Origin of the sequence: Pseudomonas sp. AM14(2022), from assembly GCF_036346455.1 — a bacterium.
Taxonomy (GTDB): Bacteria; Pseudomonadota; Gammaproteobacteria; order Pseudomonadales; family Pseudomonadaceae; genus Aquipseudomonas; species Aquipseudomonas putida_A.
Genome location: NZ_JAOTNY010000004.1, coordinates 172,901 through 195,198, shown reverse-complemented (window position 1 = coordinate 195,198; position 22,298 = coordinate 172,901). Strand labels below are relative to the sequence as shown.

Genomic DNA, 22,298 nt, shown 5'->3' with positions numbered 1-22,298 from the left:
ATGGCCGGTACTCAGAAACTGACCCGCTGCAGATGTGGGAGTTTTAGAACGATGAGTTATAAGAGGGGGCGACTGACCAGCGGCCAGTCGCGATTTTTCATTTGCCGCGAATCAACGTGCGCAGTGCAAAACGATTGGGGTGGCAGGCCTCGGCGACGCTTCTGGGCAGCGGCAGCGGCTCGTTGTCCAGCCACGCCGCGAGCAGTTCGCCCGACAGCGGCGCGGTGATCAGCCCGCGTGAACCGTGGCCACTGTTGACGTACAGGCCATCGAGCCACGGGCAGGTGATGTCCGGCACTTGTCGCGCGTCCTTGCTCAACGCCGCGTAGGCCTGAGCGAAGGCTGTGCGGTCGGCGAGGGGGCCGACGATCGGCAGATAGTCGGGACTGGTGCAGCGGAACGCGGCGCGTCCCTCCAGAGTTTCCGGGGGCAGTTGATTGATGTGCAGGCGCGCCACCAGATCGCTGGAGATTTCTTCGAGCATCGCCAGATTGCCCAGGTGTTCGGCGGTGGTCGGGGTCAGGTCGTCGCTGTTGAAGTCAAAACTCGCACCCAGCGTGTGTTCACCCAGACGTGCCGGGGCGACATAACCTTCGGCGCAGACCACGGTGCGCAGTGTCTGGCTCTCGGTGGTTTGCGGCAGGCGCGTGATTTGCCCGCGAATGCGCTTGAGCGGCAACTCGGCACTTTGCGCAAAGCGTTTGATCTCCGCCGCGCCGGCCAATATCACCACCGGCGCGCTGGCGAGCACGCGCTCGCCGTCGAGGGCTTGCCACTGACCTTCGACCTTGCGCAGTTCCAGCGCATCGTGATGCTTGAGCAGTTCGATGTTCGCTTGCGCGGCTTGCGCCTGACACAGCGCGGGTGGATGCACCCAGCCCCCTTCGGGGTAGAACAGCCCGCCGTGTGCCAGCGCAATCCCGGCTTGGATTTCGGCTTGCGGCTGATCAAGCCAGTGCACCAGATCTTCCGGGAATGCCGCGGCCAGTTGCGCCTGACGCTCGGCTTCCTTGGCATTGAAAGCCAGTTGCAGCACGCCGCAATCGTCCCAGTCGGTGCCGCGTTGCAGGGTTTCCAGCAGGCGGCGGGTGTAGCCGAAGCCGCTGACGATCAGTTGCGACAACGCGGTGCCGTGGGCTGATAACTTCAGGTACAGCACGCCCTGCGGATTGCCCGACGCCTCCTGCGCCACCGCCTCGTGACGCTCCAGCAGACTGACGTGCCAACCGCGCGCGGCGAGGCTGGCAGCGGTCGCACAACCGGCCAGCCCGGCGCCGATCACCAGCGCGCGCCGCTCGCCAGTCAGCGGGGCAGAGCGGGCGAACCACGGTTTGTCCGGCAGCGGTGGCGCGACGTCCTGCGGCCAGCCGAGAAACTCGCCGCGCAGGATCTCCCACTTGTGGCCGATGCCCGGCGTGCGTTTCATCTTGAACCCGGCCGCGTTGAGCAGACGCCGCACCCAGCCGGTGCTGGTGAAGGTGCTGATGGTCGAGCCGGGCGCCGCCAGTCGAGCCAGTTCGACGAACAGTTCGGCGGTCCACATGTCGGGGTTTTTCGCCGGGGCGAAACCGTCGAGAAACCACGCGTCGATCTGCGCATCGAGTTGCGGCAGTTGCTCCAGCGCATCGCCGATCAACAGGGTCAGCGTGACCCGACCGTTGCCGAGAATGATCCGCTGAAAGCCCTGATGGATCGCCACGTACTGCGTCAGCAGTTGATCGGCCAGTGGCTTGAGCTCCGGCCACAAGGCCAGCGCCCGTTGCAGATCGGCCGGACTCAGCGGGTACTTTTCGACGCTGACAAAATGCAGCCGCGCACCGGCCACCGCATGCTGCTCGAACAACTGCCAGGCGCAGAGAAAATTCAGCCCGGTGCCGAAGCCGGTTTCGCCGATTACCAGTCGCCCATTGGCCGGCAGCGCGGCAAAACGCTCGGCCAGACGGTTCTGTTCGAGGAACACGTAACGGGTTTCATCCAGCCCCGACTGGTCGGAAAAATACACATCATCGAACACCCGCGAGCGCGGACGTCCGTGGTCATCCCAGTCGAGTTGGGCGTGGGGCAATACAGGTTTCATGGCAGGCTCGGCAACGACAAGGCGGCCATTCTAGCCGATCGGGCGGAGGGTGCTTGATCCATGGCAAGTGACCCTTGTGTCGAATGCACGATCATCACCGGCTTTTGTGGCGAGGGAGCTTGCTCCCGCCGGGGTGCGCAGCAGCCCCAAAACCTGCGACCACAATTTGTCTGGAGGATGGTGGTTGCAGATCTTGCGACTGCTGCGCAGCCGAGCGGGAGCAAGCTCCCTCGCCACAGTTTGTTCATTCATCCCACTTGCCATAGTGAGCGGAATTTCTCCGCCGCGCCCATGCCCAATCCGCTAGTCTTGCTGAATCCTGGAAGGAGCCGTCCCCATGTTTGAATCCGCCGAAATCGGCCATGCCATCGACAAAGAGACTTACGACGCGGCTGTACCTGCCTTGCGTGAAGCACTGCTGGAAGCTCAGTTCGAGTTGCAACAGCAGAAGCGTTTTCCGGTGATCATTCTGATCAACGGCATCGAGGGCGCAGGCAAGGGCGAGACCGTCAAGTTGCTCAACGAGTGGATGGATCCGCGCCTGATCGAGGTGCGCACCTTCGATCAGCAGACCGATGAAGAGCTGGCGCATCCACCGGCCTGGCGTTACTGGCGGATGCTCCCGGCCAAGGGGCGGATGGGCGTGTTCTTCGGCAACTGGTACAGCCAGATGCTTCAAGGGCGGGTCCACGGTCTGTTCAAGGATCCACGCCTGGACCAGGCGATCAACGCCGCCGAGCGTCTGGAAAAAATGCTCTGCGATGAAGGCGCGCTGATCTTCAAGTTCTGGTTTCACCTGTCCAAGAAGCAGATGAAGGCCCGCCTCAAGGCGCTGGCCGATGACCCGTTGCACAGCTGGCGCATCAGTCCGCTGGACTGGCAGCAATCGCAGACCTACGACAAGTTCGTCAAATACGGCGAGCGCGTGTTGCGCCGCACCAGCCGCGACTACGCGCCGTGGCATGTCATCGAAGGCATGGACGCCAATTACCGCAGTCTGGCGGTCGGCAAGATCCTGCTCGAAGGCCTGCAGAATGCGCTCAAGCGCCCCGAGGTGCATACCGAAGAGGTCAACGCGGCGCCGTTGGGCACGGCGGTCGATCAACTCAACCTGCTCGACAGCCTCGACCTGAACCAGCGGCTGGAAAAGAAAGACTACGAAGAACAACTGATCACCGAGCAGGCGCGGCTGTCCGGGCTGATGCGCGATAAACGCATGCGCCGCCACGCACTGGTGGCGGTGTTCGAAGGCAACGATGCGGCGGGCAAGGGCGGGGCGATTCGCCGGGTGGCGGCGGCGCTCGATCCGCGTCAGTACAGCATCGTGCCGATTGCCGCGCCCACTGAAGAGGAGCGCGCGCAGCCGTATCTGTGGCGCTTCTGGCGGCATTTGCCGGCGCGGGGCAAGTTCACCGTGTTCGACCGCTCCTGGTACGGCCGGGTGCTGGTGGAACGGGTCGAGGGCTTTTGCAGCCCGGCCGACTGGCTGCGGGCTTACAGCGAGATCAACGATTTCGAAGAGCAGATCGCCGACGCCGGGGTCATCGTCGTCAAGTTCTGGCTGGCGATCGACAAGGACACGCAGATGGAGCGTTTCCAGGCCCGCGAGCAGATTCCATTCAAGCGCTTCAAGATCACCGAGGACGACTGGCGCAACCGCGACAAGTGGGACGCCTACCGCGCGGCCGTGGGCGACATGGTCGACCGCACCAGCACCGAGATTTCGCCGTGGACGCTGGTCGAGGCCAATGACAAACGCTGGGCCCGGGTCAAGGTGCTGCGTACGATCAACCGTGCCCTCGAAGAGGCGTTCGCGAAGTCCGACAAACGCGCGAAAAAACACAAGGACTGAGCCAATGGACCCGCATACGCGAGGTGAATGATTGTCGCGGTCGGCGGCAGGGTGGACTTATGCTCGGTACACTCTCCTCCGACAACAACAATTGAGGTATGCCATGCGTGAAGTGGTGATCGTCGACAGCGTGCGGACCGGCCTGGCCAAGTCCTTTCGCGGCAAGTTCAACCAGACCCGTCCCGACGAAATGGCGGCCCATTGCGTCAACGCGCTGCTGTCGCGCAATGACATCGACCCGGCCAGCGTCGAAGACTGCATTGTCGGCGCCGGATCCAACGAGGGCGCGCAGGGTTACAACATCGGCCGCAACGTGGCGGTGCTCTCGCGGCTGGGCACCGGCGTGGCCGGCATGACCCTCAACCGTTTCTGCTCGTCGGGGTTGCAGGCGATTGCGATTGCCGCCAACCAGATTGCCTCCGGTTGCAGCGACATCATTGTTGCCGGCGGCGTCGAGTCGATCAGCCTGACCCTGAAAAGCGTCAACACCGATCACCTGATCAACCCGTTGCTCAAGCAGCAGGTGCCGGGCATCTACTACACCATGGGCCAGACCGCCGAAGTGGTTGCGCGGCGTTATGACGTGAGCCGCGAGGCCCAGGATCGTTACGCGCTGCAAAGCCAGCTGCGCACTGCCCAGGCGCAGGCGGCCGGGCTGTTCAATGATGAAATTGTGCCGATGGCGGTCAAGTACCGTGTCGAAGACAAGAACAGTGGCGAAGTGCAGATCCTCGACGGCCTTGTCGATCACGACGACTGCAACCGCCCGGACACCACTTACGAAAGTCTCGCCGGACTGAAACCGGTGTTTGCCGAGGACGGTTCGGTGACGGCCGGCAACTCGTCGCAGCTGTCCGACGGCGCGTCGATGACCCTGGTGATGAGCCTGGAAAAAGCCCTGCAACTGGGGCTCAAGCCGAAGGCGTTTTTCCGCGGTTTCACCGTCGCCGGTTGCGAGCCGGACGAGATGGGCATCGGCCCGGTGTTCTCGGTGCCGAAACTGCTCAAGGCCAAAGGCTTGCAGGTGGCGGACATTGATCTGTGGGAGCTCAACGAGGCGTTTGCTTCGCAGTGCCTGTATGCCCGCGATCGGCTGGAGATCGACAACGACAAATACAACGTCAACGGCGGCTCGATTTCCATCGGCCACCCGTTCGGCATGACCGGTTCGCGGCAGGTCGGGCATCTGGTGCGTGAGTTGCAGCGGCGTAATCTGCGTTACGGCATCGTGACCATGTGCGTGGGGGGCGGGATGGGGGCGACGGGGTTGTTTGAGGCGGTGCGCTGACGGGCCAACACAATCCTTGTGGCGAGGGAGCTTGCTCCCGCTGGGCTGCGGAGCAGACCTGAAATTTCCCGGTAAAGCCTGAAACGAGGGCCGCTGCGCGCCCCAGCGGGAGCAAGCTCCCTCGCCACAGGTTTACGCTGTCTGCGCCTGCATCCGCGCGATATACGCCTGAATTTCCTGCTCAGCCTTCTCCGGGGAATCGAACGGCCCCTCAAGGGTGTTCTCCCGCGTGCTGAAAAACAGTTCGCCATTGACCCGACACAACCGGTCGCTGCGAAAGTGCGTGGCGGGGGCGCTGTCATCGGCGCGCATTCCGTACATGATCGGGCTCCTTGATTGATCCGTTACAGGGATCCAATCAGCTTATGCCTGAAGCACTTGGCGCGCCTCGTCAGCCGATCAACGGCAAAGCGTCAATTTAATGCTGCGACCTGCACAGTTTCATTCGCGGCCTGGCCGTAACTGTCCCTGTGTTGCGTCTGTCGGCGGGCCTAGAATAACCGCTCTTGTCAGCAGGCATTGGGGTTCGCATGCACATTTCATCCGGTCGCTGGGTTTACGGTCTGTTCCTGGCGCTGCTGACGGCGTTTTTGTGGGGCATCCTGCCGATCAAACTCAAGCAGGTGCTGCAGGTGATGGACCCGATCACCGTGACCTGGTTTCGCCTGTTGGTGTCGGGCGGCTGCCTGTTCATCTACCTGGCGGCCACGCGCCGCCTGCCGAGCCGCAAGGTGCTCGGCCCCCGGGGTGGCTGGCTGGTGCTGATGGCGGTGCTCGGGCTGGTGGGCAACTACGTGCTGTACCTGATGGGTCTTAACCTGCTCAGCCCCGGCACCGCGCAACTGGTGGTGCAGATGGGCCCGATCATGTTGCTGATCGCCAGCCTGTTTGTGTTCAAGGAGCGCTTCAGCATCGGTCAGGGCATTGGCCTGGCGGTGCTGCTGATCGGCTTTGTGCTGTTCTTCAATCAGCGTCTGGCTGAACTGCTCACCTCATTGTCGGACTACACCGCCGGCGTGTTGCTGGTGCTGTTGGCCTCGACGGTCTGGACCTTCTACGCACTGGGGCAGAAGCAATTGCTCACGGTGTGGAATTCGCTGCAGGTGATGATGGTGATCTACCTGTTCTGTGCGCTGTTGCTGACGCCGTGGGTGCATCCGCTCGAAGCACTGGAACTGAGCCCGGTGCAGGGTTGGCTGTTGCTGGCGTGCTGCATGAACACGCTGATTGCCTACGGTGCCTTTGCTGAAGCACTGGCGCACTGGGAGGCCTCGCGGGTCAGTGCGACGCTGGCGATCACGCCGTTGGTGACCTTTGGCGCGGTGGCGATTGCCGCCGGGGTGTGGCCGGAATATGTGCATGCCGAGCAGATCAATGGGCTGGGTTATGGCGGGGCGGTGCTGGTGGTGCTGGGTTCGGCGCTGGTGGCGTTGGGGCCGTCGTTGATTGCCGGATTCAAGGCGCGGCGGATGCGGATTGCAGCCAGTTAGACCGCGTTATCGTTCTTCGCGAGCAAGCCCGCTCCCACATGGGTACGGCGTACACCGATCAAAATGTGGGAGCGGGCTTGCTCGCGAAGGCGGCCTGTCATGCGCTACAAATCTCAGCCCTTGGCGCCAGCCTCAATCATGTTCTCCGGCCGCACCCAGGCATCGAACTCTTCACTGGTCAGATACCCCAGTTGCAGCGCCGCCTCGCGCAAGGTCAAGCCTTCGCCGTAAGCCTTCTTGGCGATTTCCGCCGACTTGTCGTAACCGATGTGCGGGTTCAGCGCTGTCACCAGCATCAGGCCGCGTTCCAGATGCTGGGCCATGACCTGCGCGTCCGGCTCAAGGCCTGCAATGCAGTGCTGCTGGAAGTTGCTGCAGCCGTCGGCGAGAAGGCGGATCGATTGCAACACGTTGTGGATGATCACCGGTTTGTACACGTTCAGTTGCAGGTGGCCCTGACTGGCGGCGATGCCGATGGTGACGTCGTTGCCCAACACCTGGCAGGCGAGCATCGACAGCGCTTCGCACTGAGTCGGGTTGACCTTGCCGGGCATGATCGAGCTGCCCGGTTCGTTGGCCGGCAGCTTGACTTCGGCAAAGCCTGCGCGAGGGCCGGAGCCGAGCAGGCGCAGGTCGTTGGCGATTTTCATCAGCGCCACGGCGAGGGTCTTCAAGGCGCCGGACAGACTGGTCAGCGGCTCATGCCCGGCCAGCGCAGCAAACTTGTTCGGCGCAGTGACGAACGGCAGGCCGGACAGCGCGGCGAGCTCAGCGGCAATCGCTTCGCCAAAGCCGTGCGGCGAATTCAGACCGGTGCCGACCGCCGTGCCGCCCTGCGCCAGCTCACACACCGCCGGCAGCGCGGCGCGGATCGCCCGTTCGGCGTAATCCAGCTGCGCAATAAACCCCGATAGCTCCTGACCGAAGGTGATCGGCGTCGCGTCCATCATGTGCGTGCGGCCGGTCTTCACCAGTTTCATATGGCGTGCGGCCAATTCGGCCAGGCCGCCGGACAGCTCGGCGATCGCCGGCAGCAATTGCTCCTGCACGGCTTTGGCAGTGGCGATGCTCATGGCGGTAGGGAAGCAGTCGTTGGAGCTTTGCGAGCGGTTGACGTGATCGTTGGGGTGCACCGGCGTCTTGCCGCCGCGCGGGTTGCCGGCCAGTTCGTTGGCGCGACCGGCGATCACTTCGTTGACGTTCATGTTGCTCTGGGTGCCGCTGCCGGTCTGCCAGACCACCAGTGGAAACTGGTCGTCGTGCTGGCCGTCGAGGACTTCGTCGGCGGCCTGTTCGATCAGGCGGGCGATGTCGGCGGGCAGGTCGCCGTTGCGGTCGTTGACCCGGGCGGCGGCTTTCTTGATCAGGGCCAGGGCGTGCAGTACCGGCAGCGGCATGCGTTCCTGACCAATGGCGAAGTTGATCAGCGAGCGTTGCGTCTGAGCACCCCAGTAGGCGTCGTCCGGGACTTCGATCTGGCCCAGGCTGTCGGTTTCGATACGGCTCATCGTGCACACTCCTGTTGGTTCGTTTGCGCAGTTTAGGCCCGGTCAGGCCCAGGTGGTTCCCTCGAACCGATTGTTGACCGGTAAAACCCGGGCAATCAAGCGCGGCAAGGCTCGGGGGTTGAGCCACGAGGTTTTTTAGGCGCAGAATGGTCGCCCTTGGGGTTTTACCTCGCCTAGCTGAAAAGGAAACTCGATGACTCGTCTTCGTGCCATCTGCACCGCGGTTGCACTGGTTTGCGCCAGCGGCCAGGTGCTTGCCGATACCGCCAGCCACAACGCCAGTGCTGAAGCTTTCCTGACCCTGGCGCACGCTGACAAGCTGGGCACTCCGGTGTACATGCAAGTGCAGCAAATGTTCGCTCAGCGTTTTGAACAGACCAAAGCCCCGGAATCCAAGAAAGCCGTACTGGAAACCTACCAGGCCAAGGCCAACGCCGCCCTGGACCAGGCCATCGGCTGGAACAAGCTCAAGCCTGACATGGTCAAGCTCTACACCAGCAACTTCAGCGAATCGGAGCTCAAAGACCTGGTCGCGTTCTACCAGTCGCCACTGGGCAAGAAAGTCCTGGAGAAAATGCCGCAGCTGACCCAGCAATCGGCCCAGATGACTCAGGCCAAGCTGGAAAGCGCCGTGCCTGTCGTCAACAAACTGCTCGACGACATGACCAACGAGCTGGCACCGAAAGGCGCTGCGCCGGCCAAGAAGAAGTAAGCGGAGTTCGTGATGACCATGCAACAACGCATCGAATCGACGCTGGGCCTGCTGCAGCCTGAGCATCTGCAAGTGCTGGACGAAAGCCACATGCACAGTCGCGGGTTACAGACGCACTTCAAGGCGGTGGTGGTCAGCGCGCAGTTCGAAGGCCTGAACCGGGTCAAGCGCCACCAGAAAGTCTACGGCACGCTTGGCGAGCTGATGGGCGAGTTCCATGCGTTGGCGCTGCACACCTACACCCCGCAGGAATGGGCAGAAGTGGGCGCCGCCCCGGCGTCGCCGACCTGTGCCGGCGGTAGCAAACACTGAGGATTGCGAGGGCTGCTGTGGCGAGGGAGCTTGCTCCCGCTGGAGTGCGCAGCACTCCCAAGATCCGAGTTTTGCGACTGCTTCGCAGCCGAGCGGGAGCAAGCTCCCTCACCACAGTAGTTTTGACAGATCCTAAATCCACCGTGTTTTTGCTAGAATCCGCAACGCGCCGCTCACCCGGCGCGTTTTTTTTGAATCCGGTTCACCCTTTGCGAGGGTAGCCACCTGGAGAAATACCCATGACACAACCGATTGTCGTGGCGGCACTGTATAAGTTCGTCACCCTCGAAGATTACGTTGACCTGCGCGAGCCCCTGCTGCAAGCGATGGTCGACAATGGCATCAAAGGCACTCTGCTGATCGCCGAAGAAGGCATCAACGGCACCGTGTCCGGCAGTCGCGAAGGCATCGACGGCCTGCTCGCCTGGCTGAAGAACGACCCGCGCATGATCGACATCGACCACAAAGAGTCGTACTGCGACGAGCAGCCGTTCTACCGCACCAAGGTCAAGCTGAAGAAAGAGATCGTCACCCTTGGCGTCGAAGGCGTGGACCCGAACAAAAAGGTCGGCACCTACGTTGAGCCGCAGGACTGGAACGCGCTGATCAGCGACCCGGAAGTGCTGCTGATCGACACCCGCAACGACTACGAAGTGGCGATCGGCACCTTCGAAGGCGCCATCGATCCGAAAACCACCAGTTTTCGCGAATTCCCCGACTACATCAAAGAACACTTCGACCCGGCCGTGCACAAGAAAGTCGCGATGTTCTGCACCGGCGGCATTCGCTGCGAGAAAGCCTCCAGTTACATGCTGGGCGAGGGGTTCGAAGAGGTTTACCACCTCAAGGGCGGCATCCTGAAGTACCTCGAAGAGGTGCCGCAGGAAGAAACCAAGTGGCAGGGTGACTGCTTCGTGTTCGACAACCGCGTGACCGTGCGTCACGACCTCAGCGAAGGCGACTACGATCAATGTCATGCCTGCCGCACACCGGTCAGTGTTGAAGATCGCGCCTCCGAGCACTACGTGGCCGGCATCAGCTGCCCGCATTGCTGGGACAAGCTGAGCGAGAAAACCCGCCGTAGCGCCATCGATCGGCAGAAGCAGATCGAACTGGCCAAGGCGCGCAACATGCCGCACCCGATCGGCTACAACTATAAACAAGCATCCACCGAGGCCTGATCATGACTGCGCGCCTGCTCTATGTGATGGATCCGATGTGTTCCTGGTGCTGGGGGTTCGCTCCGGTTGCCAAGGCATTGGTCGAGCAGGCGCAGGCAGCCGGGGTGGAGTTGCACCTGGTGGTCGGCGGGTTGCGCACCGGTAGCGGTGCGGCGCTGGAACCGACTACGCGGCGCTACATCCTCGAGCACTGGCAAGCGGTCACTGAGGCTACCGGCCAGCCGTTCAAGTTCGACGGGGCGTTGCCCGACGGTTTTGTCTACGACACCGAGCCGGCCTGTCGGGCAATCGTCACCGCGCGCAGCCTGGCGCCGGATTGCGCGTGGACGCTGGTCGGCCTGATCCAGCAGGCGTTTTATGCTGAAGGTCGCGATGTCACCCAGGCCAGTGTGTTGGTCGAACTGGCCGAACAGGCCGGCGTGCCGCGTATCGAGTTTGCCGCGCTGTTCGATCATGCCGACCAACACAAAGCGACTCAGGCTGATTTCAGCTGGGTGCAGGATCTGGGCATCGCCGGGTTCCCGACCCTGCTCGCCGAGCGCAACGGCCAACTGGCGCTGTTGACCAACGGCTATCAACCGCTCAGCGAACTCTCGCCGCTGCTTGGTCGCTGGCTGGAGCGCGCCGCCTGTGCCTGACCTGGCCGATGACACGCCAGCCGTAAAGCGTGTCGACCGGCTGAGCTGGGCAGAAGTCCGGCGCCTGGCACTGCATCACAAAAAATCCCTGTGGATCGCCAACGGCGTGGCCGTGCTGGCGACGCTGTGCAGTGTGCCGATTCCGTTGCTGTTGCCGTTGCTGGTGGACGAGGTCTTGCTCGGGCATGGCGATGCCGCGCTGAAAGTCATGAACCACGTGTTGCCGTCGATGTGGCAACAAGCGGCGGGTTACATCGGCCTGATGCTGGTGGTCACCCTGACTCTGCGTTGCAGCGCCCTGTGTTTTGGCGTGTTGCAGGCGCGGCTGTTTGCCCGGCTGGCCAAGGACATCGTCTATCGCATTCGCGTGCGGCTGATCCAGCGCCTGAAAAGGATTTCCCTCGGCGAATACGAAAGCCTCGGCAGCGGCACCGTGACCACCCATCTGGTCACCGATCTGGACACCCTCGACAAGTTTGTCGGCGAAACCCTCAGCCGGTTTCTGGTGGCGATGCTGACGCTGGTCGGCACCGCGAGCATCCTGATGTGGATGCACTGGAAGCTGGCGCTGCTGATCCTGCTGTTCAATCCATTGGTGATCTACGCCACGGTGCAGTTGGGCAAGCGGGTCAAGCACCTGAAGAAACTGGAGAACGACAGCACCTCGCGTTTCACTCAAGCCTTGAGCGAAACCCTCGATGCGATCCAGGAAGTGCGCGCCGGCAACCGTCAGGGCTTCTTCCTCGGGCGACTCGGCTTGCGCGCGCAGGAAGTGCGTAACTATGCGGTCAACTCGCAGTGGAAGACCGATGCGTCGAACCGTGCCAGTGGTCTGCTGTTCCAGTTCGGCATCGACATCTTCCGCGCGGCGGCGATGCTCACGGTGCTGTTCTCCGACCTGTCGATCGGCCAGATGCTCGCGGTGTTCAGCTACCTGTGGTTCATGATCGGCCCGGTCGAACAACTGCTCAATCTGCAATACGCCTACTACGCGGCGGGTGGCGCACTGGCGCGGATCAACGAACTGCTGGCGCGGGCTGACGAGCCGCAATACCCGGGCGGCGTCGATCCGTTCAAGGGTCGGGAAACCGTGGGCATCGAGGTGCAGGGGCTGAGTTTCGGTTACGGCGATGAGTTGGTGGTGGATCAGATGAACCTGTCCATTGCCCCCGGTGAGAAAGTCGCGATTGTCGGTGCCAGTGGCGGCGGCAAAAGTACTCTGGTGCAGTTGCTGCTGGGGCTGTACACGCCGTCGGCCGGGACCATTCGTTTCGGCGGTTCGACCCAGCAGGAAATCGGTCTGGAGCTGATTCGTGAAAACGTCGCGGTGGTGCTGCAGCATCCGGCGCTGTTCAACGACACCGTCCGCGCCAACTTGACCATGGGCCGCACCCGCAGTGACGAAGCCTGCTGGCAGGCGCTGGAAATCGCCCAGTTGGAGACGACCATCCGGGCGTTGCCGGACGGACTCGACAGCATCGTCGGACGTTCCGGCGTGCGTCTGTCCGGTGGTCAGCGTCAGCGTCTGGCGATTGCGCGGATGATCCTCGCCGAGCCGAAAGTGGTGATTCTCGACGAAGCCACTTCAGCCCTCGACGCTGCCACCGAATACAACCTGCATCAAGCCATGGCGCGCTTCCTCAATGGCCGCACCACGCTGATCATTGCCCATCGCCTGTCGGCGGTGAAGCAGGCGGATCGGGTGCTGGTGTTCGATGGCGGGCAAGTGGCCGAGGATGGCGACCACCAGCAACTGATCGCCGATGGCGGCCTCTACGCCAAACTCTACGGCCATCTGCAGCGCCTGTAATCAGCCCCACAGCACCTGCAACGCCGCCTCGCCGCCGTCATGGCCGAACTGCTTCATCACCACCGAACAGGATTCGCACGGGCGCATCGTTGTTGCGATGTCGACCGTGCGGATTTCTGTCGGGTCGGGATATTTCTCGCGCAGCACGCTGATCAGTTTGCTTTCGCTGTCCAGCGAGGTCGGCCGGCTGGTCTGCGTCGGCTGATAGGTTTTCAGCTCCTTGATGGTCAGCGGCACGGCCAGCAGTTGCCCTTGCTCGGTGACCTCCAGCGAGGTGCGCGGGAAGTCTGGGTTGTAGTCGATGTTGATGTAAGTGGTGTCGCCGATCCGCACGTGATCGGCACCCATGTGGCGAAACAACGGCAGGCGCTGGGTGCTGCCTTGCGCGCCGGACACGCTGACGTAGATCTCCCGTTTGCCGCTGGCCGTAGTGACTTCGGCATAGGCGATGTTACGTGCGTTGAGCGGCCGCTCACGCACGGGCAGCAGGTTGTGCAGTTTCTGCATGGCACTGTCGATGCGCAGGGCCGCGTTAGTGTTGGCCGGGGTGATTGTCGGTGACAGAAACAACGTGTCGAAAATCTCTGCGGTTTTTTGCCGAAAGGCTTCCGGCGCTTCCTTGCTGCGCGCCCAGGTGGCGGCACCTTCGGGCAGGCGGGTGACGATCATCCGTGTCGAGTGATCGAACATCAGTGCTTCGCCCGGGCTGGTGTCGACCTTCAGCCATTTCATATTGTTTGCAGGAATGGCCGTGGTGCCGATGGGGATCGCGATCTGTTCCATGGTGTGCATCGCGCGCTGCACCGATTCCAGACCATGGATGCGCACAATGTTGTTGGCGTGTAGCGAGCCGGTGTAGACGGTCAGCAGTTCAGCACCGAGGGTGCCGTCGGCCAGTTCGGCGGTTGCCAGGCGCCTGAAGGTCAATTGATCGGGCGCTTTTTTACCCTTGGCGATGGTGGCCAGGTAGTACTCCTGGATGTTGATTCGGAAGAACACGTAGGAGGCCGAGTCGTCGATGGCCGGCATTAGCACCGCACCAACCTGATGTGAGTCATTGATCCCGTCATAGCTGCCGCCGGTTTTTATCCGCGCATAAATGCCTTTGCGAAACTGCAGCGTGGCTTGAATCTGCTGTCTTGGTACCAGCCTGCCTTGATGGAATCCAAGGAGTCGCAGATCACCGGTGAACAGCCTCGGGCGGTTATCGATGATTTGATAAAGCCTGGCATCGACCGCCAGGAACATTCCGTCTTGATGGGGCAGCATGGCCGGCTCCGAAACCCGCTCGCCGAACCATGGCGCGTAACCCTTTTCCTTGTCGATGGTGCCGACGGCGGGGATCGGGGCGGGTTCTGCGGTGATGTAACTGACGCGGCAGTCGCCCGCGCCCGGTGCGCGACGGATCCGGCACGGCAGCAGCGTCCAGTGCTGACTGTCATCGAGCAGATCGGCCCGGCGCAGTTCATCGCCGTCGAGTCGATAGGGCACATCATCGATCAAGACCGTGGTGCGTCCGCCAGCCTCGGGGACAAGCTCGACGCGGGTGTTCGGCGCTACTTCGATATCGATCTGATCGTCGGTTTTTTTCACGGTGCGGTAGTGCGAACGCCCCAGCGAAAAATCATGCTCGTGTGCGAGCAACTGCGGCCCATAAGGGCGGTCGGACAGCGGGTCGAGCAAGTGATGCCGCGAGCCGCCGACGTTGCGCACCAGCACATCGTCAATGCCTCTGACCACGGCCAGATGATCGGCAGGGTTCAGCGCTTTCCAGCGCCCGGCATCCAGTGCCTGGGGCAGACTGTGCAGCAGGTCATAGTCAGCGCTTCTGCCGGCCAGCCTTTTCAGACGTGCAACCGCGCGGTGTTCCAGATGCGCCACGGCCCGCACTGCGCCGATCGCACCTCGGCCGCCGAGCTTGAGCAAAGCAGGCGCAGCGTCCAGCGGATTGAGGTTTCTCAAGCTCGAAACCAGCAGGTTTTTCGACAATTGCGCCATGCGTGGCAGGGCGACGCGAATCGCCATTTTCCCGGCCACGGCCGCGAGGCGAATGCTGCCGGCGACGAATTTGCCCAAGGGAATCGCGAACGAGACGATATCGAGGAGCAGGCCGAGTACGCCCATTGCGCGTTTGCCCGGACTGTCCGACTGCAGGTCTTCGAGACTGCCCCAGAACGGGATGAAGCCCTTGAGGGCATGAGTCCAGTGCTTTTTGCGGCTGTCGCGCTCGAAACGGGTATCACCCCAGGCCTCACTGCGCAGCGCCTGCTCATCGGCATAGAACAACCGGGTCGCGATGAACGAGGCGATGTGCGCCGTGCGCGGCGAGGTGAAGGTCAGGTTCGGCGAACTGTCGTGATGGGCCGCCGGGATCATCGATACCGGGAGGGAGTCGCCCAGCGGTTCGAGGATCGCGACGCATTTGGCGTCGGGGGCAGGTGTCAAACCGTTCCAGTGGGCTTCTCGATCAAATGGCAGGCGGCGGGCGACGATGCGGGTGATGCTCTGGCCTTTGGTGCGCCCACGTTTGGGCGGTAGTGGCGGCAATAACAGACCGCCAATATGTGTGCCATCGAGATCCGGGCGTCGGCGAATGATGCCGGCGCGTGGCAGGCATTCGTAGAAGCGTGGCGGGCCCTGATACGTCGCCTGCAGCACGAAGCCCATGCGCGCCCGGTACGGCAAGATGTTTTCCAGTGTTTCCAGGTGAGATTCGAGGTGCCGTGTCGGATCCCGGAGGCTGTGAATCCTCACTTCGCCGTGCTCCAGTGCCCGGCGGTCATCCCACGGCAGCGTGACCAGCAGCGACTTGATCAGATATTCATAGGCCTTGCGGGTCTTGCTCAGATAGTCGTCGAACTGCTGGTCGAACAAGGGCTTGATCTCGGGCAAGGTGCAGTTGCTCGGGAATCGGGAGATGGGGCGGCCAGGTTGGTTGGTATTGATGAAGCCGCTTTGCAGTTTGCCTGCTGCGTTGAGGCTGATCCATTCGCTGGCACTGCGGCCATCGTTGCTGACGTACCAGCGCGTGTCGGGGCTCAGCCCGCCAGCGGCATAGACCTCCAGCAACGGCCAGGTCGCCAATGCCACATCCGGGGTGTCGATAATGCTGCGTCGGCTACGGTTGGGCGTTGAAGGATGGTGGCGTTTGAGGCGAATCGTCGTGTGATCGTACAGTTCGTTGGCCAGCGCCTTCTCCAGTTGCTGTTTTGCCAGGGCGAGTCGCCGTGGCGGCTCGATGTCCAGCTGCAGGATCGCCGCGTTCAATTTTTTCTTGTGATCTTCCAGCGCTAGCAGGGCCGGTTGATCGTCGGATGTCTCGCTCGCTGCAGCCGGCGCTCCGGTGGCCAGTGTCCAGGTCTGTGCGGCAGCCACTCGGGTCATGGCGATCAGGGTTTGCAGGTCGGTGCTGGCGTTTTCGCTTTTGTGCAGCGGCAGATCGACCAGTTGCTGAAAGCTCAGATGTTCCAGCAACTGTGGATCGAGGGCATGGGCGAGGTGCACGCCATGCACGAAATTGACCCAGACCACCGAGCTGGCGTACGGCAGGTCGTCAGGAATGTCGCGTACTTGGAAATCCAGTCCGAACTGCGCCAGGCATACCCATCCCAGCAGATGTTTTTCGGTCGGGGTCGAGGTTCGGTGAGAATCCTCCAGGTGCTTTAAAAAGTCCCGGCGAATGGCGGCGTAGCTGGCGCCGTAGTAAGCGCGTTGTTCCAGCGCAAAACCAGCCACTTCGGTCGAGCTGCCTTCGCCGGGCAGTTCGTACCACAGGCACAACGCTTCGAGCAGTAAACGCAGGCCGATATCGGGCACGGTCGGCTCATCGGGCCGCGCGCCATACCATTGCAGTTTCTGCAGCAAGCGCTGGCCCAGGTCACGCGCCTTGGGGGTGTCGAGCAGGCGATCCAGGCAGGCGGCAGGCTGCTGTTCCAGTTGCTGGCGGGTGAATGGGGGCGTTACTTCGCTGGCCAGGCTGTCGATGGCTGACAGGGTTTTGCCGGTAAGCCAGTCGCCAATCAGGTCGTGAATCGCGGCTTTGTCATCGTCGCTCATCAGTCCCTTCAGCGCCGGGTGATGTCGCAGATTCAGTCGATGGCTGGCGCGTTGTTCTTCGACCTTGCCGATCAGCCGGGCCAGTGCTGTGGCGTCCTGTACGTCGGCAAATGTGAACCCGGACTCACGCAGCAGTTGTGACAACGGCAGCAGCCTGTCGGAACGCAGGTGTGCGCCTATACTCAGCAACGCTCGCTGAAATTCTTGAATTGTGCTGGAGGCCCGGGTGACATCCTCGATGGTGAAGCGGGCGCAACTGCCATCGGGACGATTGAAGGAAAAGCTGCAGTGACCGGGCGCGGCGTCGACTTGCAGCAATGATCCTCTGGACGTTTGCAGGTACGCCGCCAATTGTGGCTCGCCGCTGTCATCGAACAGTGCTTGCAGGAGGTTTTGCGCCTGGTCGTGGGCTGCACCCAGGCGTGAATGTGTCTGGGGTGTGAGGTAGTAGGTCTGCAGTGAGGTCGATGCGCTGAGCACCGCGCGCAGGGCAGAGATCATTGCGCGGTATTCGCTCTGTTGGGCAGTATGGCGTTGCAGCGTGGCGGAAGGTGACTGCATGGAAAACGGCTCTGGAATGATTGAAAGCCGTCAGTGTCGAAGCATGGCGAACAGCGGGTGCGGTACATACGTATCGCCGGTTGAAAATGTCCTGGTTTGCTGGAAGGGGTCGCTCCCTTGTCTGGCTCTGGCGATCTCCCCTTGAAATGACAGTGTGTGCGCAAAGGACCTCATGAAGCATAAAAGGACTCTCGGAACGCCACGGTTGTTGGGCATCGTCTGGCCATTTATTGCCGTCGTGTTATTTCAGGCTTTACTGGGGGGCGTGAGTCTTTACGTCCTGTCGGCCGTTCGCGGCTATGTCGCCGGCGAGAGTCTCTGGTCCAAGGGCCAGAAGGACGCCATCTATTACCTGAACCTGTATGCCGACAGCCGCGACGAGGCGATCTTTCTCAAATACAAGCAAGCGATTGCCGTGCCTCAGGGCGGTCACCAGTTGCGTCTGGCGCTGGATCGTCAGCCGCCGGATCTGCAGGCGGCGCGCGAAGGTATTCTCAAGGGCGGCAACCACCCCGACGACGTCTCGAGCCTGATCTGGCTGTACCTCAATTTCCGTCATTTCAGTTATCTGGAAACCGCGATCGACCGCTGGACCATCGGCGACGCCTATCTGGTGCAACTGGACAATGTCGCGCGCGAGATGCATCAGGGCATCAGCGAAAACATCGCGACGCCAGCTGATATCCAGCACTGGAAAGCGCAGATTTTTGCCATCAACGACGGTGTGACGCCGGCAGCCAAGGCGTTCAGCGACGCCTTGGGCGAAGGCTCGCGGATGATCCTGCGCCTGCTGCTGTTCACCAACCTGGCCACGGCGCTGGGGTTGATCGTGCTGGCCCTGTTGCGCACCCACAAACTGCTCAAGCAGCGGCATGCCTTTGCCCAGGCGCTGCAGCTGGAGAAGGATCGGGCACACATCACCCTGCAATCGATTGGCGACGGGGTGATCACCACCGACGTCAACGGCGCGATCGATTACATGAACCCGGCGGCGGAGGCGATGACGCACTGGAAGTCCGAGCACGCGGCGGGGTTGCCATTGGCAGCGCTGTTCAATCTGCTCGATGACAATGCGCAGACCGAAGGGCTGACGCTGATCGAGCATATTCTCAGCGGGCAACTGATCGGCGGCAGTGAGCACTCCAAACTGATTCAGCGTCTGGATGGCAGTACGGTCTCGGTGACGCTGGTGGGCGCGCCGATCCGCAACGCCGAGAAGGTTATCGGTACGGTGCTGGTGCTGCATGACATGACTCAGGAACGGCAATACATCGCCAATCTGTCGTGGCAGGCGACCCACGATGCCCTGACCGGTCTGGCCAACCGCCGCGAGTTCGAATATCGCCTGGAGCAGGCCCTGCACAATCTGACGCGCCAGCCCGCTCGGCATGCGCTGATGTTCCTCGATCTGGACCAGTTCAAACTGGTCAACGACACCTGCGGTCACGCCGCCGGCGATGAGTTGCTGCGGCACATTTGCACGCTGTTGCAATCGGGCTTGCGCGAGAGCGACACCCTCGCGCGGCTGGGCGGCGACGAGTTCGGCATTCTGCTGGAGAACTGCGCCCCGGATGCCGCCGAGAAAATCGCCGAGAGCCTGCGCCAGACCGTGCAGAACCTGCATTTCGTGTGGAAGGGGCGGCCGTTTTTGACCACTGTGAGCATTGGCCTGGTGCACATCGCCCAGACCCCGACCACCCTCGAAGCGTCATTGCGCGCCGCCGACATGGCTTGCTACATGGCCAAGGAAAAGGGCCGCAACCGGGTGCAGGTCTATCATGCCGACGACTCCGAACTGTCGCTGCGCTTCGGCGAAATGGCCTGGGTGCAGCGCCTGCACATGGCGCTGGAGGAAAACCGCTTCTGTCTTTATGCCCAGGAAATTGCTCCGCTGGGCGCTACAGCCCATGGCGGGGGGCACATCGAAATACTCTTGCGTCTGCATGACGAAGCCGGACGGATGATCCTGCCGGACAGTTTCATTCCGGCGGCCGAACGTTATGGTCTGATGAGTCAACTGGATCGTTGGGTCGTCGAGAATGTTTTTAAAGTGATTGCCCAATGTATTACCGAACAACATGAAGGTCCGTTGGCAATGTGTGCGATTAATCTTTCAGGCATTACTATCGGAGATGACGCGTTCTTGCACTTTCTGCGTGAACAGTTTGTTAATTACGCTATACCCCCTGAAATGATTTGTTTTGAAATTACTGAAACCAGCGCCATTGCCAATCTCGGCAGCGCAATTAGATTTATTAATGAACTCAAAGGCTTAGGTTGTTACTTCTCACTTGATGATTTTTGTGCCGGAATGTCTTCATTCGCTTATCTGAAACATTTGCCTGTAGACTTCCTGAAGATCGACGGGAGTTTCGTAAAGGATATGCTGGACGACCCGATTAACCGTGCAATGGTCGAGGTGATCAATCACATCGGGCATGTCATGGGTAAGCAGACAATTGCCGAGTTTGTTGAAACAACCCAGATCGAGCAGGCATTGCTTGAAATTGGGGTGGATTACGCTCAGGGTTATGTCATCGAACGCCCGCAGTTGTTTACCTGCGACAGTTTGCAAAGTCGGCCCGCCAGACCGCAGCCGCTGTTGTTCAAGGCGCCTGGCACGTTCCGTTGAAATATCTTGCCGATCCTTACAATCACAAATCAAAAGGAGCCGAACAGTGATCGACACATTCAACCGAACCGGACCACTCATGGAAGCTGCAAGTTATCCTGCCTGGGCACAACAGCTCATTGCAGATTGCAGCGAGAGCAAGCGCCGGGTTGTCGAACATGAACTGTACCTGCGCATGCGCGATAACAAGCTCAGCGCCAAAACCATGCGCCAGTACTTGATCGGGGGCTGGCCAGTAGTTGAACAGTTTGCGTTGTATATGGCGCAGAACCTGACCAAAACCAAGTTTGCCCGCCATCCTGGGGAGGATATGGCGCGCCGCTGGCTGATGCGCAACATCCGCGTCGAACTCAATCATGCCGACTACTGGCTGAACTGGAGTCGCGCGCATGGCGTCAGCCTGGAGGATCTGCAGGCCCAGCAAGTACCGCCGGAACTGCATGCGCTGAGTCACTGGTGCTGGCATACGAGTTCGGCGGATTCGCTGATCGTCGCCATCGCTGCGACCAACTACGCCATCGAGGGCGCGACCGGGGAGTGGTCGGCGCTGGTCTGCTCAACTGGCGTGTACGCGGCAGCGTTCCCGGAAGAAGAGCGCAAGCGTGCAATGAAGTGGCTGAAGATGCATGCCCAGTACGACGACGCGCACCCGTGGGAGGCGCTGGAAATCATCTGCACGCTGGCGGGCATGAACCCGAGCAAGGCTCTGCAGACCGAACTGCGTCAGGCGGTGTGCAAGAGCTACGACTACATGTACCTGTTTCTGGAGCGCTGCATGCAATTGGAAACTACCGAGCGGGCGTTGCACGGGCGTGAACGCCGGGCACTTGTAGAGAGCTGATTTTCGGCAAAACGCCAAACCAAATGTGGGAGCGGGCTTGCTCGCGAAAGCGGTGTGTCAGTCAGCAATTGTTTGACTGACACACCGCTTTCGCGAGCAAGCCCGCTCCCACAGTGGTTTGTGGGTATCTGCAAGGACTCAACCCGCCATCGCCAACCGATTGCGCCCCTCGCGCTTGGCCACATACAGCGCACTGTCGGCCCGGCGCAGCAGACTGTCCGCTGACTCTCCCGGCAACAGAGTCGAGCAGCCAAGGCTCACGGTCAGGTCGATCAGTTTGCCGTCCGCGAAATATTCTGCAGTCTGCGCGGCGTGGCGCAGACGCTCGCCGACCATCGCCGCCGCTTCCCGGCCGGTGTTGCACAGCAAGATCAGAAACTCTTCCCCGCCATAGCGAAACACCATGTCGACGTTGCGTAGCTGGCCCTTGATTGACGCTGCCACCGCTTTGAGTACGTCATCCCCGGCGCTGTGGCCATGACTGTCATTGACCCGTTTGAAGTGGTCGATGTCGAGCATCAGCACCGACAACGGTTGCAGGTGCCGGCGTGACATGTCGATCTCGCGTTGCAGGGTCTGCTCCATGGCGATCCGGTTGCCGGTTCCGGTCAACGGGTCGCGCAACGCACTTTGCGTCGCGGCGCGGTACAGCAGGGCGTTGCGCATCGGGAACAACAGCGACGACAGCAGCGATTCGAGGTTGCCCTGATCCTGTTCGCTGAAGCGCTGGTTGCGGCGAAACACCAGTTCGCCCAGGTGCTCGCCTTCGTGGCTGAGACTGTAGCTGACCGAATGGTGACCGCGGGCACCGAACTCCAGGCGCAAGTCGCTGCCCGAATGCACGTAGCTCAAGGCATCCAGCGGCACAAGACGCTGAACTTCGCGGAAAAACAGACCGAGGATTCGTTGCGGCTCAAGACTGGTTTGCAGTTGCAGGCTCATTTGCTGGCGCAATTGCGCCAGGCTGGCCGGGCGTTCCAGAAGCGGAGGCAGCTGACCAAAGCCCAGGCGTTGCAATTTGGCACTGTCAAAGTCAATTGCATTGGTCTGGGAGGGTGATTTCATATGGCGTGAGCCCCTAAGCAGTAAGTCTGTCTTACAGGCTGGGTGAGAGCGGCTATGGGCTGCGCGTCATACTGATCCATCAGTCCCGTAGGACATTTGGCGTAAGTTTAGTCTGCCTGATGACGATTAGTCAGCTATCGAAATCGGCCTTGCCCCAGTGCCTTCACACGGCATGCTTTGAGGAAAATTAGAGCGAAAGTCGTGCCATTCGGTTCAGGTTTATTAAAACCTTTATGAATCAACAGGATGGCTTTTTGCTTTGAGGGCGGGTGGCG

General features: G+C 61.3%; 15 protein-coding genes. 10 read left to right on the top strand and 5 right to left on the bottom strand.

What is annotated here, in order from left to right:
- Positions 1-97: 97 nt before the first annotated feature.
- A complete protein-coding gene (gene mnmC, locus V3W27_RS10305) occupies positions 98-2,077 on the bottom strand; it encodes a bifunctional tRNA (5-methylaminomethyl-2-thiouridine)(34)-methyltransferase MnmD/FAD-dependent 5-carboxymethylaminomethyl-2-thiouridine(34) oxidoreductase MnmC (protein WP_330206529.1) in 1,980 nt (659 codons plus the stop codon).
- Between the two features lie 337 nt (positions 2,078-2,414).
- Between mnmC and pap the strand changes: the two genes are divergently transcribed.
- Positions 2,415-3,929 carry a polyphosphate:AMP phosphotransferase gene (pap, locus tag V3W27_RS10300; protein WP_247268167.1) on the top strand — a complete coding sequence of 505 codons (1,515 nt, stop codon included), beginning with the start codon at positions 2,415-2,417 and terminating at the stop codon, positions 3,927-3,929.
- Positions 3,930-4,032: 103 nt separating this feature from the next.
- The gene (locus V3W27_RS10295) at positions 4,033-5,217 is read left to right on the top strand and encodes a thiolase family protein (RefSeq protein WP_330206528.1); all 1,185 of its coding nucleotides are present in this window, start codon (positions 4,033-4,035) and stop codon (positions 5,215-5,217) included.
- 132 nt (positions 5,218-5,349) lie between these two features.
- Here V3W27_RS10295 and V3W27_RS10290 read toward each other — a convergent pair whose 3' ends face one another.
- On the bottom strand, positions 5,350-5,538 hold the full coding sequence (locus V3W27_RS10290) for a DUF6316 family protein (protein WP_330206527.1): 189 nt from the start codon (positions 5,536-5,538) through the stop codon (positions 5,350-5,352).
- A 209-nt stretch (positions 5,539-5,747) separates the two neighbouring features.
- Here V3W27_RS10290 and V3W27_RS10285 point away from each other — a divergent pair, with 209 nt between their 5' ends.
- Positions 5,748-6,707: a DMT family transporter gene (locus V3W27_RS10285; RefSeq protein ID WP_330206526.1), complete on the top strand. Its 960-nt coding sequence runs from the start codon at positions 5,748-5,750 to the stop codon at positions 6,705-6,707.
- A 113-nt stretch (positions 6,708-6,820) separates the two neighbouring features.
- On the opposite strand, the gene V3W27_RS10280 is transcribed toward V3W27_RS10285, so the two are convergent.
- The gene (locus V3W27_RS10280) at positions 6,821-8,215 is read right to left on the bottom strand and encodes a class II fumarate hydratase (RefSeq protein ID WP_096794913.1); all 1,395 of its coding nucleotides are present in this window, start codon (positions 8,213-8,215) and stop codon (positions 6,821-6,823) included.
- Between the two features lie 193 nt (positions 8,216-8,408).
- On the opposite strand from V3W27_RS10280, the gene V3W27_RS10275 reads away from it, so the two are divergent.
- From V3W27_RS10275 to V3W27_RS10255, 5 genes are all read left to right on the top strand, one after another.
- The gene (locus V3W27_RS10275; protein ID WP_003226938.1) at positions 8,409-8,927 is read left to right on the top strand and encodes a DUF2059 domain-containing protein; all 519 of its coding nucleotides are present in this window, start codon (positions 8,409-8,411) and stop codon (positions 8,925-8,927) included.
- A gap of 12 nt (positions 8,928-8,939) precedes the next feature.
- The gene (locus tag V3W27_RS10270) at positions 8,940-9,239 is read left to right on the top strand and encodes a BolA family protein (RefSeq protein ID WP_003226935.1); all 300 of its coding nucleotides are present in this window, start codon (positions 8,940-8,942) and stop codon (positions 9,237-9,239) included.
- Between the two features lie 239 nt (positions 9,240-9,478).
- Positions 9,479-10,420 carry an oxygen-dependent tRNA uridine(34) hydroxylase TrhO gene (trhO, locus tag V3W27_RS10265; RefSeq protein ID WP_027612407.1) on the top strand — a complete coding sequence of 314 codons (942 nt, stop codon included), beginning with the start codon at positions 9,479-9,481 and terminating at the stop codon, positions 10,418-10,420.
- 35 nt (positions 10,421-10,455) lie between these two features.
- The gene (locus V3W27_RS10260; protein ID WP_171061881.1) at positions 10,456-11,058 is read left to right on the top strand and encodes a DsbA family protein; all 603 of its coding nucleotides are present in this window, start codon (positions 10,456-10,458) and stop codon (positions 11,056-11,058) included.
- The gene (locus V3W27_RS10255; RefSeq protein WP_330206525.1) at positions 11,051-12,868 is read left to right on the top strand and encodes an ABC transporter ATP-binding protein; all 1,818 of its coding nucleotides are present in this window, start codon (positions 11,051-11,053) and stop codon (positions 12,866-12,868) included. Before V3W27_RS10260 ends, V3W27_RS10255 begins: the two co-directional genes overlap by 8 nt.
- On the opposite strand, the gene V3W27_RS10250 is transcribed toward V3W27_RS10255, so the two are convergent.
- Positions 12,869-17,485: a deaminase domain-containing protein gene (locus V3W27_RS10250; protein WP_330206524.1), complete on the bottom strand. Its 4,617-nt coding sequence runs from the start codon at positions 17,483-17,485 to the stop codon at positions 12,869-12,871.
- Between the two features lie 172 nt (positions 17,486-17,657).
- On the opposite strand from V3W27_RS10250, the gene V3W27_RS10245 reads away from it, so the two are divergent.
- Positions 17,658-20,117, top strand: a complete 2,460-nt coding sequence (locus V3W27_RS10245; RefSeq protein ID WP_330206523.1) for an EAL domain-containing protein — start codon at positions 17,658-17,660, stop codon at positions 20,115-20,117.
- Between the two features lie 79 nt (positions 20,118-20,196).
- The gene (locus V3W27_RS10240; RefSeq protein ID WP_440131030.1) at positions 20,197-20,958 is read left to right on the top strand and encodes a TenA family transcriptional regulator; all 762 of its coding nucleotides are present in this window, start codon (positions 20,197-20,199) and stop codon (positions 20,956-20,958) included.
- 138 nt (positions 20,959-21,096) lie between these two features.
- On the opposite strand, the gene V3W27_RS10235 is transcribed toward V3W27_RS10240, so the two are convergent.
- The gene (locus tag V3W27_RS10235) at positions 21,097-22,023 is read right to left on the bottom strand and encodes a GGDEF domain-containing protein (RefSeq protein WP_027612413.1); all 927 of its coding nucleotides are present in this window, start codon (positions 22,021-22,023) and stop codon (positions 21,097-21,099) included.
- Positions 22,024-22,298 lie beyond the last annotated feature (275 nt).